Raw genomic sequence first — 12,443 nt, 5'->3', positions numbered from 1 at the left:
CTTGATGACGCTGTTCTATCACTTCGATGAGAAAATTCCGCTTACCGGCCGCTTGGCAATGGGGATCGAGTACGACGGTACCCGCTACTGCGGTTTTCAGCGCTTAAACCACGCCGCATCGGTTCAGGCATCGTTAGAGGATGCGCTGTCCAAGGTGGCCAATGAGCCTATCCGGGTGAATGCCAGTGGGCGCACCGATTCGGGGGTGCATGCGACCCGTCAGATCGTCCACTTTGACCCGCCGGTAGGGCGCTCCGAAAAAGCCTGGATCTTTGGCGCTAATACCCATTTGCCCCGCGATGTTGCTGTACGCTGGGTGAAACCAGTGGGCGATGACTTTCATTCACGCCTATGCGCCCTGGGGCGCCGCTACCGCTACGTGCTGTTGAACCAGATCAGCCGCCCTGTATTGGAGCGGGCCAATGTGACCTGGTGCCGTGACCCGTTAGACGCCGATGCCATGCACCGGGCCGCCCAGGCGCTGGTAGGCGAGCACGATTTTTCCAGCTTCCGTGCCGCTGGGTGTCAGTCCAAAACCCCCTGGCGACATATGCACTTTGTGGACGTAAAGCGCTACGGCCAACTGGTGATGATCGATATTCAAGGCAACGCGTTCTTACACCACATGATTCGCAACATTGCCGGGGCCCTGGTGAGCGTCGGACGCGGTGCCCAAGATGAAGCTTATATTGGTGAACTTTTAGCGCTTAAAAACCGTCGCAAAGGGGATGTGACGGCACCCGCCTGCGGGCTGCATTTTGTCGATTCGGTCTACGATGAGCGCTTTGATCTGCCTAAAGAGCCGTTGGGGCCGCATCTGCTCTCATTTACTGGAGAGTGGACGGGAGAGCGCGAGCTTCCTGATACGCCACGGGTGGCCTATCGACGCAATCGCTCGTTGTGTAACCCGGCAGCTACCCCTAAACAGGAGGCGTCGTCATGAGTGCTGCTCCGCAAACCCGCACCCGAATAAAGTTCTGTGGTTTTACGCGTGGTGAGGATATTGACCTCGCCGTGGCGCTGGGCGTGGATGCCTTGGGTTTCGTGATGTGGCCAAAAAGTGCGCGCAGCGTGAATGTCGAACAACTGGCGGCGCTCTCTGCCCGCGTGCCTGCCTTTGTGACCCGCGTGGGGCTGTTTGTCGACCAGCCTGCTGAGCTCATTGAGCAGTGCTTGCCCTATCTCGATATGCTTCAGTTTCATGGCAATGAAACGCCCGATGAGTGCCAGCGCTTTTCGCTACCCTGGATGAAAGCGCTGCGCATGCGCGATGAGATAGATCTTACCCATGAGGCAGAGCGCTATCATCATGCTCAGGCGCTGCTGCTAGACGCGTATCGACCGGGGACGCCGGGGGGCACGGGGGAGACCTTTGATTGGTCTAGAATTCCCGCAAATCTTGCAAAACCTGTTATCCTCGCCGGTGGGCTGAGTGCTGATAACATTGCTGACGCTGTGCGTCAGGTAGCGCCTTATGCAGTGGATGTGTCCGGTGGTATTGAAGCCTCTCACGGCTGTAAAGATGCTGACAAAATGGCGTCTTTCGTGCGTCATGTGGCGTTAGCCGACACCCACTAGCGTTCCCGGCATAAGTTTATGTAAGCCTAGTTTTGTGTAATTTATGCGTATTGCTTATGGGTATTTTATCGAGCTACGTGTTTACGTCGATTCATTTATTGTTTGCCTGCTCTGGCGATCTTGTGAGGTATCCCTGTGACTGTTTCTGCGACGCCTACACCAAAAACCAAGTTCAGCGATCTGACCCGAATGCCGGATGCCCGTGGTCATTTTGGCCCTTACGGCGGTCGGTTTGTGTCAGAAACCCTGAGCTTTGCGTTGGAAGAGTTGGAGAAAACGTACTTAAGCCTGCGTGATGACCCCGATTTTCAGGCCGAATTTGACTACGATCTTGCCCACTATGTGGGACGTCCATCGCCGCTCTACCACGCCAAACGCTGGTCGGCGAGTCTTGGGGGCGCACAGATTTGGTTGAAACGGGAAGATCTGAATCATACCGGCGCTCACAAGGTAAACAACACCATTGGTCAGGCACTGCTGGCCAAAAAAACCGGCAAACCACGCATTATCGCTGAAACCGGGGCGGGCCAGCATGGCGTTGCCTCGGCGACCGTTGCTGCTCGCCTAGGGCTTGAGTGCGACGTGTATATGGGGGCTGAAGACGTACAGCGCCAAAAGCTTAACGTTTACCGTATGCGCCTACTGGGCGCTCGGGTCATTCCGGTAGAGTCCGGTACCCGCACCCTCAAAGACGCCATGAACGAAGCGCTGCGTGACTGGGTCACCAACGTTGACAACACCTTCTATATCATCGGTACCGTGGCGGGCCCGCACCCTTATCCGCTGCTGGTGCGCGATTTCAACGCGGTGGTGGGGCGTGAAGCGCGTCGCCAGTCGCTGGAGCAGATCGGCCGTCTTCCCGATGCGCTGATTGCCTGCGTGGGCGGTGGCTCTAATGCTTTGGGTCTGTTCTACCCCTTTGTGGAAGATGACGACGTGGCCATGTATGGCGTGGAGGCCGGTGGCGATGGCGTCGAAACCGGCCGCCACGCGGCGCCGCTGGCATCCAATGCGCCGCGTGGCGTGCTCCACGGCAATCGCACCTACTTAATGTCAGATGAAGCCGGGCAGGTGTCGGATACGCACTCCATTTCAGCTGGCCTGGATTATCCTGGCGTAGGCCCCGAACACGCGCTTTGGAAAGACGTGGGGCGGGTCTCCTATGTGGCCGCTAACGATAAAGAAGTGCTCGAAGCGTTTCGCGAGCTGACCCACATGGAAGGCATTATGCCGGCCCTTGAGTCGGCCCATGCGCTGGCCCATGCCAAGGTATTGGCGCCTACCATGCGTCCTGACCAGCATATTGTGGTCAACCTCTCCGGGCGTGGCGACAAAGACATCATGACCGTAGCTAAGATTGATGGCATCGAATTTTAAGGTCAGCTTTTTTTAAGGGCGAGCATGAACCGTATTGATCAGCGTTTCAGTGAACTTAAGCAGCAGGGCCGCAAGGCCCTGATTCCTTACATCACCGCAGGTGATCCAGCACCTCAGTACACCGTTGGTTTTATGCATGCTTTGGTGGAAGCAGGCGCCGATGTGATTGAGCTAGGCGTGCCTTTTTCCGACCCCATGGCGGATGGCCCGGTGATTCAAAAAGCCTGTGAGCGTGCGTTAAAGCAGGGCACACGGCTGGTCGACCTTATGCAGATGGTCAAAGAGTTCCGCCAAACCGATACCACCACACCGGTTGTGTTGATGGGCTACTTGAATCCGATTGAGCGAATTGGCTACGAAAACTTTGCCGATCAAGCTGCCAGCGTGGGCGTTGATGGTGTGCTGATAGTGGATATGCCGCCTGAAGAGGCCGAAGAGATTGGGCCGCTGCTGAAATCGCGAGATTTAGCGGCGATTTTTTTGGTTGCGCCTACCACTTCTAACCAGCGTGCCGCTACAATATGCGCCCATGGCGAGGGCTACCTCTACTACGTTTCGCTGAAAGGCGTGACCGGTGCCGCCACCCTGAACGCAGACGATGTGGCCAAGCACTTGGCGCCGCTGCGGGGGATGACCGATTTACCGCTATGTGTTGGTTTCGGTATCCGCGATGGCGTGACGGCCGCTGAAGTAGCTAAAGTCGCCGATGGTGTGATTGTAGGTAGCGCTTTGGTTAACCGCATCGCTGAAAGTGTCGATGCGCCGGAAACCATTGCGGGCCAGTTGAAAAGTGTATTAGCAGAGATGCATACGGCGATGGATGCCTAAAGCGAATTGCTTTATCGCCTATACTGAATAGATTCACGACACTCATCGAGCCTGGTTCTGCCAGGCGTTGACGTATAACGGAAGCCTTTTTGATATGAGCTGGTTAGACAAGATCGTACCCTCCATGGGTCGCATCCAGCGTAAAGACCGTCGCGCTAGCGTGCCCGACGGCCTCTGGCGTAAATGTCCCAAGTGCGAAGCGGTTCTCTACCTCCCTGAGCTAGAGAAACATAACAGCGTCTGTCCCAAGTGCGATCACCATCTGCGCTTGACGGCACGCAAACGCTTGGACTGGTTCTTGGATAAAGCAGAACGCGAAGAGATCGCGGCGGAAATCGAACCCAATGATCGGTTGAAGTTTCGCGACTCTAAAAAATACAAAGACCGCCTGACTGCGGCGCAAAAAGATACTGGCGAGAAAGATGCGCTGGTCGCTATGCGCGGTGAGTTGGATGGTCTTCCGGTCGTTGCCGTTGCCTTTGAGTTCACCTTTATGGGCGGCTCAATGGGGGCTGTGGTCGGCGAGAAATTTGTTCGCGCCGCTACCGTGGCGCTGGAAGAGAACATCCCGCTGGTGTGCTTTGCCGCCTCCGGTGGGGCACGTATGCAGGAAGCGCTCTTCTCGTTGATGCAGATGGCTAAAACATCCGCCGCGCTTGAAAAGCTCAAACAAGCGGGTGTGCCGTATATTTCTGTGCTTACGGATCCCGTCTTTGGCGGTGTTTCAGCCTCACTAGCCATGTTGGGTGACTTGAATATTGCCGAACCCAATGCCTTGATTGGTTTTGCAGGCCCCAGGGTCATCGAGCAAACGGTGCGTGAAACCTTGCCAGAAGGATTCCAGCGCAGCGAGTTTCTGCTTGAGCACGGTACCGTCGACATGATCGTTCATCGTCATGAAATGCGTGCCCGCGTGGGTAGTGTGCTGCGTAAGTTAACCCACCACGACGCAACGCCGGTGAGTTCGACCAATCCTGATGATGCTGAGGTCGTTGAGCCTATCGTTGAGGAAGATAGCTTGGCGGAAACCGCTGACGTAACGTTCGAGAAAGTTGAGGCGCCTAAGAAGGACACTACTTTCGTTAAGAGTGATGACCATTCGCGCAATGCCTGACTCTCTGCAGACACCTTCTTTGCCGCTCTACTCTTTGCAACAGTGGCTCCAGCATTTGGAAACGCTGCATCCGGTAGGGATTGATATGGGCCTGGAGCGGGTCTCGCAGGTGGCTAAACGGATGGGGCTGCTTTCAAGCCCCATCGCCCCCCGCGTTATTACGGTAGCAGGCACCAACGGCAAGGGCTCAACCCTTGCCATGATTGATAGCGTTGCCCGTGCCCATGGTTGGCGAGTGGGTACCTACACTTCTCCCCATTTATTGCGCTACAACGAACGCGTTAAAATCGATGATCAGGAAGCCGACGACCAACTGCTGGTGCAAGGCTTTGAGCGGGTTGAGCAGGCACGATTGCAGGGCAGTGAAATCAGCCTGACCTATTTTGAAGCGGGGACACTGTGCGGACTGTGGTGCTTGGCCAATGCAAAGCTTGATCTTGCGGTGCTAGAAGTGGGGCTGGGTGGTCGCCTTGATGCAGTCAATATTATTGATGCGGATGTGGCCATTGTTACCACTATTGCTCAGGATCACGCTAACTTTTTAGGCACCGATTTAGCCCAGATTGGGCGTGAAAAAGCCGGTATTTTTCGTGCCAATCGTCCCGCCGTGCTAGGTAGCCAAACGTTACCTTCCAGTGTCGCTGAATGTGCTCAGGTGCTGGCGGCGCCTATGTTTTGTTTGGGCCAGCAATTTGCCCATCAGACGATGGCTTCTGAGCCTTCGCAATGGCGCTGGCAGGGGCAGCATCCGGATGGTCAACGCATTTTTATTGACGAGCTTCCCGAGCCGGGGCTGCCTATCGATAACGCCGCCACTGCTTTGCAGGCGCTTGTGCTTGCAGGGCTTGGGTTGGAAGCGGCGCGCGTGCAAGCTGCGTTGAGTTCTGTGCAGTTGCCGGGGCGGCTGCAATGGATTGGGCCTTGGTGCCTGGATGTAGGTCATAATCCTCATGCTGCCGAGTATGTCGTTCGCCATTTGCCGCAACCTCCGGAAGGTGGTCGGCAGTGGGGCCTTATTGGCATGTTGAATGATAAGGATATTGACGGTGTCATACAGACGTTAGCGTCTCGCATTAGTGATTGGGTGTGCGTGTCGTTGAGCGGAGAGCGAGGTTGCCAGGCAAGCGAGTTGTCGCAACGTATTATAGCTCAGGGAGGGCGGGTGCATTTTAGTGCTGATTCGCCGCAAGCAGGCGTCGATTGGCTCGCTAACATGTTAACGCCCAATGATCGTGTCTTGGCCACCGGGTCGTTCTTTACAGTAGCGGCACTGTTAGCTCGGCCACTGCCAACAGGCGCTGCGTCGCTTGATGGAGACGGAAATGAAATACGGTAAAACGGAACGCATTAGCGGTATTGTGATTCTGCTCGCGCTACTGGCGATCTTTGTGCCGTGGCTAATGAGCGACCCCGCACCAAGGGAAGAACGTCCCCAGCCGAACTTTGTGATCGAGCAGCCCGTTGAAGTGGAGCGCCGTGACGTTCCTGCACCGGAAAGGCCTTCAACCATCGGCGAGCCGTCTCTATCGTCAGCGCCCCGTAATGAAGAGGGCGATATGCCTATTGACGTCGATCCGAGGTTGCCGGAAACCGATCAAATTACTGCTGCTAATCAGTCGCCCTCGAGTCCCGAGGCGGCGGGATCCAGTGAACCGGATGAAGAGCCGGCGACCTCCGATAGCGACCCTATTGCTGACCTGATTGCCAGCAATAGTGGCAGCGGTCAAAACAGCAGTGAAGGCTCTTCACAGGGCTCTTCACAACGTTCATCGCAAAGCTCCTCATCTAGCTCATCCACCCCCTCAGCAAGTGCTCAGGGAGAGTGGGCGGTGCAAGTCGGCAGCTTTGGAGAGCCCGGTAATGCGCAGCGCCTTAGCGAGCAGCTTTCGGGTGAAGGGTTTACTGTTTATCAGCGTGAGCGCGATAACAATATGACCACTGTCTTTGTGGGCCCTTATGCCACTTCTGAGGAGGGGGAGTCTGCCATGTCCTCGATTAAAGAGCGGGCCAATGTGCAGGGCCTGCTTGTTCGGGTAAGAGACTAAACGATGGCATTAACCTGGATTGATGCGGTGTTCTTGGCCGTGCTGGCGCTATCAATGCTAGCCGGATTCGTCCGGGGATTTGTTCGCGAGGCATTGGGTTTGGCCGCCTGGGTCGTTGCCTTAATGGTTGCCCGAGTCCTCGCCGAACCGGTGGCCGAACTGATGAGCGGGTTTGTCGATAGCTTTGATGCCCGCCTAGTGCTCGCTTTTATACTGGTGATCTTTGCCGTTATTTTGCTTTGCGGCATAGTCATTCGCTTGGTGCATGCGGCGATTGAGTGGGTAGGTATGGGGCTTTTGAACCGCGTGGCAGGGGCGGCTTTTGGTGTTGCTCGTGGGGCGGTTATTTTGCTTATTGCTACCGTGCTGATTACCCTCACACCGCTGGCGGAACTGCAGGCGTGGCAACAAGCCGAGCTGCGACCGACCTTTATTCAACTGCGCGATTGGGCGGTGAGCCAGTTAGATCAGTGGGATCGTGAGCTGCCTGAGGCGCCATCGTCGCTGCGCGACATCTCTCTACCTGAACTGCGTCTGCCTAGTGCGACGGAGCGTGAGGTTATCCCGGCAGGTGATTGACCTGCTACTGAAGTCGATTCTACGAACGTTCGGGCTTTCTTAGGTATGTGACTTAGGTAAGCCATGGCATTAAGCGAGGTAACGTGAATGTGCGGTATAGTGGGCCTTCTGGGCAAGCAGGCGGTAAATCAGGGAATCTACGATGCCCTGACCGTACTTCAGCATCGTGGCCAGGACGCTGCCGGCATGATGACATGGAGCGAGGGACGCTTCCTACTGCGCAAGAGTAACGGCTTGGTACGTGATGTATTTCACACCCGTCATATGGCCCGTCTAAAAGGTAACCTAGGCATTGGTCACGTGCGTTACCCGACGGCAGGCTCTTCAAGTGAAGCTGAGTCACAGCCGTTCTATGTTAACTCTCCTTACGGCATTGCGCTGGCGCATAACGGCAACCTGACCAACTCTGAGCAGTTGAAGCAGGAGCTGTTCTCTACCGATCTGCGTCACATCAACACCAGCTCCGATTCTGAAGTGCTGCTTAACGTCTTCGCTCACGAGCTGGGCAAGCAGGGTTTGCACCTGGAAGCGGAAGATATCTTCGACGCCGTGCGTCGTGTTCACCGTCGCTGCAAGGGTGGTTATGCCGCTGTCGCGATTATTAACGGCTTTGGCATGGTGGCATTTCGTGACCCCTTCGGTATTCGCCCTGTGGTGTTTGGTACCCGCGAAGAGGAGAACGGGCAGGCGGTGATGATTGCCTCCGAATCCGTTGCCTTGGATGTGGGTGGTTTTGAACTGGAGCGTGACCTATCGCCCGGCGAAGCCATCTTTGTCGATATCGAAGGCAATATTCACACCCAGGTATGTGCTGACCGCCCCGAGCTACGTTCGTGTATCTTTGAGCACGTTTATCTAGCGCGTCCCGATTCACTGTTGGACGGCGCCTATGTTTACGGCACCCGGATGCAGATGGGACGTAAGCTGGGGGATCGCATTCTCAACGAGTGGCCGGATCACGATATCGACGTGGTCATCCCGATCCCTGATACATCGCGTACCTCCGCCCTTGAAATGGCGCAGCACCTCGGGGTGACCTACCGCGAAGGGTTCATGAAGAACCGCTATATTGGCCGTACCTTTATTATGCCGGGGCAAACTCAGCGTAAAAAATCGGTACGCCAAAAGCTCAATGCTATTGACGTTGAGTTTAAAGGCAAAAACGTTTTGCTGGTGGACGACTCCATTGTGCGCGGCACGACCTGTAAGCAGATCATTCAAATGGCCCGCGATGCCGGGGCACGCAAGGTCTATTTTGCCTCAGCGGCGCCCCCGGTACGTTTCCCCAACGTGTATGGCATCGATATGCCAGCAGCGTCTGAGCTGATTGCTCATGGCCGCAGCGAAGAGGAAGTAGGGGATTTGATTGGCGCTGACCGTATCTTCTATCAAAACCTAGAGGATCTAAAAGCGGCCTGCCGCGAAGTGAACCCGGAAATGGAAGAGTTTGATTGCTCGGTGTTTGACGGCAATTACGTGACTGGTGATATCGACGACGCCTACCTGGCCGCCTTGGAAGCTAGCCGTAATGATTCCGCCAAGGATCAAAGTGCCGGTGATCATGCCCTGGTCGATATGCACAATCAGGACGATGACCTGGACGATTAGGAGAGAAGTCTTATGCATGATGATAATCATCAGGAAGACGGTCACCAGGATGAGTGGTCATTAGAGACGCTGGCTATCCGTGCGGGCCATCAGCGCACCTTCGAGCAAGAACACTCGGAGCCTATTTTTCCGACCTCAAGCTTTGTCTACGAAAGCGCTGCAGAAGCGGCGCGTAAATTTGGTGGGCAGGAGCCGGGCAACGTCTACTCGCGCTTTACCAACCCGACAGTGCATACCTTTGAGCGCCGCCTGGCGGCCCTTGAAGGTGGCGAGCGTTGTGTGGCCACCAGCTCGGGTATGTCCGCTATTCTCTCCACTGCGCTGGCATTGCTTTCCGCAGGGGACGAGATTGTGGCCTCCCGGTCGCTATTTGGCTCGACGGTTAGTCTGTTCGATAAGTATCTAGGTAAGTTGGGTATTACCACGCGCTATGTGGAACTTTCCAGCGTTGCTGCCTGGGAAGCGGCGATTACTCCCAAAACGCGGCTACTGTTTGCCGAAACGCCCTCAAATCCACTGTCAGAAATTGCCGATATTTCGGCCCTGTCTGCGTTGGCAAAACGTCACGATGCGCTACTGGCGATAGATAACTGCTTCCTTACCCCGGCACTTCAGCAGCCCTTGGCGTTAGGTGCTGACTTGGTTATTCACTCAGCGACCAAGTATTTGGACGGCCAAGGCCGTGCAGTTGGTGGTGCCGTGGTAGGTAGTCATGCGCTGCTTGAGGAAGTGTTCGGCGTGGTGCGCACCTGCGGGCCTTGCTTGAGCCCCTTCAACGCGTGGATTTTTACCAAGGGCCTGGAAACCCTGTCGCTGCGTATGAAAGCTCACTGTGAAAACGCCTTGACCCTGGCGCGTTGGCTGGATGCCCACCCGGCGGTTAAGCATGTGTTTTATAGCGGCCTGGAGAATCATCCTCAGCACGCTTTGGCTAAACAGCAGCAGAAAGGGTTTGGCGCGGTGCTGGGTTTTGAAGTGAAAGGAGGACAAGAGGGTGCGTGGCAGGTGATCGATGCAACCCGAATGCTTTCGATAACAGGGAATTTGGGTGACGTTAAATCCACTATTACTCATCCGGCCACCACTACCCATGGGCGTTTGTCTGATGCTCAGAAAGAAGCGGCGGGTATTGCGCCAGGGCTGATCCGCGTGGCGGTAGGGCTTGAGAGTCAGCAGGATATCCAGCGCGATCTTGCTCGTGGCTTGGATGTTCTGGCTGGCTAATTGATGTTAAGCAATCCTGTACAGTCACGAAAACCCACCTTTGAAAGGTGGGTTTTTCGTACTTTTGAAACCTAATGGGTCATATGCTGTGCAAACAAAGCACCCTTATTTGTTTCAAGAAGCGTTGCGGTGAGGCAGGTCTGACAGCGCAACCTGGTCTTCATTGCTGGAAGAGTGATTGATGTGAGAGCTCGGAGCAACAACGGTGTTGTTCTTTGCATCGCCGTTGACCAAAGGCAAATCAGCTGGTGTCAGGTGCACGCTGTCAGTGCTGTAATTCGCTGAAGAGCTAGGCTGAATAATCTGGTTAAGCTCGCCAGATCCCTGTTCAGCTAGAACGGCAGTAGAAGTCAATGTCATGGCAATAGCGGTGATAAGGGTCATTTTTTTCATGATTGGCGCTCTCTAATAGAAAGTTTATGTACCGTTTTTCGGTCATTGCTGGATGTCCTTTAGGACATGCATTAATAGTAAGCGTGCAAACAAAATTATAAAATTGGTTATATTTGCTTTTTTTGTTCGATTTTATAGAATGAATTGGCTTTGTCTTTTTAGAAAGACGAACTGCGTAAAAATTGTTACCTGGTTATTCAATGGTTTTTACGAATGAAATATCCTGCTTTTTTCAGCGGTTTTTATTAGCTTCTAGCGGTAAGGTTCTGGGCGTGGACGAATAGCGTAATCCAAGATCTGATAAGCGCGTTGGCTAAGTTGAAGCAGCCATAGATAAAATGAGGAATATCACAATGTGGCGTAACAGTCGCAACGGTTGGGGATTGATTAGTATTCTGTTTCATTGGCTAAGCGCGCTGGCCATTATTGGTCTGTTTGCACTGGGCTGGTGGATGACTGACCTGGGCTATTATGACCCTTGGTATAATCAGGGGCCGTGGGTACACCGCTCGATTGGCATCTTGTTATTGTTTGCTACCTTTGCGCGTTTGGTATGGCGCTTCGTACAGCCGACGCCCTACGCCGAGGGGAGTCGATTAGAAACTATTGCTGCCCATCTCGGTCATATTGCGCTCTATGTGCTTCTAATAGTCGTTATGGTGAGCGGTTATTTAATTTCTACTGCTGATGGACGTGGTATTAGTGTGTTTGGTTGGTTTGAGGTGCCGGCGTTGCTATATGACTTGCCCAATCAGGCAAGCCAGGCGGGCACCGTACACTGGTACAGCGCCCTGGCGTTGATGATCCTGGCAGCGGGCCACGCCCTTGCTGCTGTTAAGCACCATTGGTTAGGTCGGCATAAAACCTTGGTACGCATGTTAAACCCAGCGCATAGCCAAGCTGGCAATTAAAACGCACCAAGTTAATGACGTTGTCTGTATACACGTTTTTCTAAACACTGCGGGTAAGATAATTGACTGCCCGCGGTGCCTATTAAGTAAAGCAAGGAGCAATTCAATATGTTCAAGAAGACAGCATTTGCATCCGCGATCGCCGCTGTAGCGCTGGTACCTTTGAGCCAAGCGCAGGCAGCTGATTATCAGATTGATACCGAAGGTCAGCACGCTTTTGTCCAGTTTAAAATTTCACATCTGGGCTTCTCCTACATTCTCGGCAGCTTTGAAGAGTTCGATGGTCAGTTTGCCTATGATCCTGAAGATCTCGACGCGTCTTCTGCTGAAATCGAAGTGCAGGTTGATAGCCTGACCAGCAATCACGCCGAGCGTGATCGCCATATCTTGAGCGAAGATTTCCTTAATGCCGGTGAGTTCCCTACCGCCACATTTAGCTCCACAGGCTTTGAATCAACGGGTGAAAATGAAGGCGTCTTGACTGGTGATCTGACCCTGCATGGCGAAACCCAAGAGATTGAAATGCCGGTTACACTGATGGGTGAGGGTGATGACCCTTGGGGTAACTACCGCGCTGGTTTCGAAGGCAGCACTACGCTGACGTTGAGTGATTACGGAATCGACATGAGCGATTTTCCAGAATCCATGCATGAGCTTGAGCTGTACGTCACGTTTGAAGGTATTCGTCAGTAAAGAGTACTTTTAGTTAAGCGCCATCACTCCGCTAGGGGTGGTGGCGTTTTTGCGTTTAAGGCGAATAAAAGGAGAGTTGGCTTGGCAATTGTG

General features: G+C 54.2%; 13 protein-coding genes. 12 read left to right on the top strand and 1 reads right to left on the bottom strand.

Annotated features, from left to right (window positions below; genetic code table 11):
- The first annotated feature begins 4 nt into the window (after positions 1-4).
- From truA to K7H09_RS12985, 10 genes are all read left to right on the top strand, one after another.
- Positions 5-943 (top strand): tRNA pseudouridine(38-40) synthase TruA, encoded by a 939-nt coding sequence (gene truA, locus K7H09_RS13030; RefSeq protein WP_022523217.1) that lies wholly within the window; start codon positions 5-7, stop codon positions 941-943.
- Positions 940-1,578 carry a phosphoribosylanthranilate isomerase gene (locus K7H09_RS13025; RefSeq protein ID WP_027957483.1) on the top strand — a complete coding sequence of 213 codons (639 nt, stop codon included), beginning with the start codon at positions 940-942 and terminating at the stop codon, positions 1,576-1,578. The genes truA and K7H09_RS13025 overlap by 4 nt, the downstream gene beginning before the upstream one ends.
- A 189-nt stretch (positions 1,579-1,767) precedes the next feature.
- Entirely contained in the window at positions 1,768-2,955 is a 1,188-nt protein-coding gene (trpB, locus tag K7H09_RS13020; protein WP_171051224.1) for a tryptophan synthase subunit beta, read from the top strand.
- A 24-nt stretch (positions 2,956-2,979) separates the two neighbouring features.
- Positions 2,980-3,783, top strand: a complete 804-nt coding sequence (gene trpA / locus K7H09_RS13015) for a tryptophan synthase subunit alpha (protein WP_230804831.1) — start codon at positions 2,980-2,982, stop codon at positions 3,781-3,783.
- A gap of 94 nt (positions 3,784-3,877) precedes the next feature.
- Positions 3,878-4,897 (top strand): acetyl-CoA carboxylase, carboxyltransferase subunit beta, encoded by a 1,020-nt coding sequence (accD, locus tag K7H09_RS13010; protein WP_041158510.1) that lies wholly within the window; start codon positions 3,878-3,880, stop codon positions 4,895-4,897.
- Complete coding sequence (gene folC, locus K7H09_RS13005; protein WP_230804829.1) at positions 4,875-6,233, top strand: bifunctional tetrahydrofolate synthase/dihydrofolate synthase; 1,359 nt, start codon at positions 4,875-4,877, stop codon at positions 6,231-6,233. Before accD ends, folC begins: the two co-directional genes overlap by 23 nt.
- On the top strand, positions 6,220-6,942 hold the full coding sequence (locus tag K7H09_RS13000) for an SPOR domain-containing protein (RefSeq protein WP_155705909.1): 723 nt from the start codon (positions 6,220-6,222) through the stop codon (positions 6,940-6,942). Before folC ends, K7H09_RS13000 begins: the two co-directional genes overlap by 14 nt.
- Before the next feature lie 3 nt (positions 6,943-6,945).
- Positions 6,946-7,521 (top strand): CvpA family protein, encoded by a 576-nt coding sequence (locus tag K7H09_RS12995; RefSeq protein WP_027957477.1) that lies wholly within the window; start codon positions 6,946-6,948, stop codon positions 7,519-7,521.
- 87 nt (positions 7,522-7,608) lie between these two features.
- On the top strand, positions 7,609-9,129 hold the full coding sequence (purF, locus tag K7H09_RS12990; RefSeq protein WP_009286952.1) for an amidophosphoribosyltransferase: 1,521 nt from the start codon (positions 7,609-7,611) through the stop codon (positions 9,127-9,129).
- A gap of 12 nt (positions 9,130-9,141) precedes the next feature.
- A complete protein-coding gene (locus tag K7H09_RS12985; protein ID WP_022523224.1) occupies positions 9,142-10,353 on the top strand; it encodes an O-succinylhomoserine sulfhydrylase in 1,212 nt (403 codons plus the stop codon).
- A gap of 114 nt (positions 10,354-10,467) precedes the next feature.
- Here K7H09_RS12985 and K7H09_RS12980 read toward each other — a convergent pair whose 3' ends face one another.
- Positions 10,468-10,746: a hypothetical protein gene (locus K7H09_RS12980; RefSeq protein ID WP_022523225.1), complete on the bottom strand. Its 279-nt coding sequence runs from the start codon at positions 10,744-10,746 to the stop codon at positions 10,468-10,470.
- A gap of 353 nt (positions 10,747-11,099) precedes the next feature.
- On the opposite strand from K7H09_RS12980, the gene K7H09_RS12975 reads away from it, so the two are divergent.
- A complete protein-coding gene (locus K7H09_RS12975; RefSeq protein ID WP_022523226.1) occupies positions 11,100-11,657 on the top strand; it encodes a cytochrome b in 558 nt (185 codons plus the stop codon).
- A 108-nt stretch (positions 11,658-11,765) separates the two neighbouring features.
- Entirely contained in the window at positions 11,766-12,350 is a 585-nt protein-coding gene (locus K7H09_RS12970; RefSeq protein ID WP_022523227.1) for a YceI family protein, read from the top strand.
- The last annotated feature ends 93 nt before the right edge of the window (positions 12,351-12,443 follow it).

The sequence above is a fragment of the Halomonas sp. IOP_14 genome, from assembly GCF_021021315.1.
Taxonomy (GTDB): Bacteria; Pseudomonadota; Gammaproteobacteria; order Pseudomonadales; family Halomonadaceae; genus Vreelandella; species Vreelandella titanicae.
The sequence above is the reverse complement of the archived record's forward strand: the minus strand, read 5'-3'. Positions and strand labels throughout refer to the sequence as shown.

Bases quoted from the DNA above. Each gene is read 5' to 3' on its own strand.
- truA (WP_022523217.1), top strand. From the start codon at position 5: ATGACGCTGTTCTATCACTTCGATGAGAAAATTCCGCTTACCGGCCGC.
- K7H09_RS13025 (WP_027957483.1), top strand. From the start codon at position 940: ATGAGTGCTGCTCCGCAAACCCGCACCCGAATAAAGTTCTGTGGTTTT.
- trpB (WP_171051224.1), top strand. From the start codon at position 1,768: ATGCCGGATGCCCGTGGTCATTTTGGCCCTTACGGCGGTCGGTTTGTG.
- trpA (WP_230804831.1), top strand. From the start codon at position 2,980: ATGAACCGTATTGATCAGCGTTTCAGTGAACTTAAGCAGCAGGGCCGC.
- accD (WP_041158510.1), top strand. From the start codon at position 3,878: ATGAGCTGGTTAGACAAGATCGTACCCTCCATGGGTCGCATCCAGCGT.
- folC (WP_230804829.1), top strand. From the start codon at position 4,875: ATGACCATTCGCGCAATGCCTGACTCTCTGCAGACACCTTCTTTGCCG.
- K7H09_RS13000 (WP_155705909.1), top strand. From the start codon at position 6,220: ATGAAATACGGTAAAACGGAACGCATTAGCGGTATTGTGATTCTGCTC.
- K7H09_RS12995 (WP_027957477.1), top strand. From the start codon at position 6,946: ATGGCATTAACCTGGATTGATGCGGTGTTCTTGGCCGTGCTGGCGCTA.
- purF (WP_009286952.1), top strand. From the start codon at position 7,609: ATGTGCGGTATAGTGGGCCTTCTGGGCAAGCAGGCGGTAAATCAGGGA.
- K7H09_RS12985 (WP_022523224.1), top strand. From the start codon at position 9,142: ATGCATGATGATAATCATCAGGAAGACGGTCACCAGGATGAGTGGTCA.
- K7H09_RS12980 (WP_022523225.1), bottom strand. From the start codon at position 10,746: ATGAAAAAAATGACCCTTATCACCGCTATTGCCATGACATTGACTTCT.
- K7H09_RS12975 (WP_022523226.1), top strand. From the start codon at position 11,100: ATGTGGCGTAACAGTCGCAACGGTTGGGGATTGATTAGTATTCTGTTT.
- K7H09_RS12970 (WP_022523227.1), top strand. From the start codon at position 11,766: ATGTTCAAGAAGACAGCATTTGCATCCGCGATCGCCGCTGTAGCGCTG.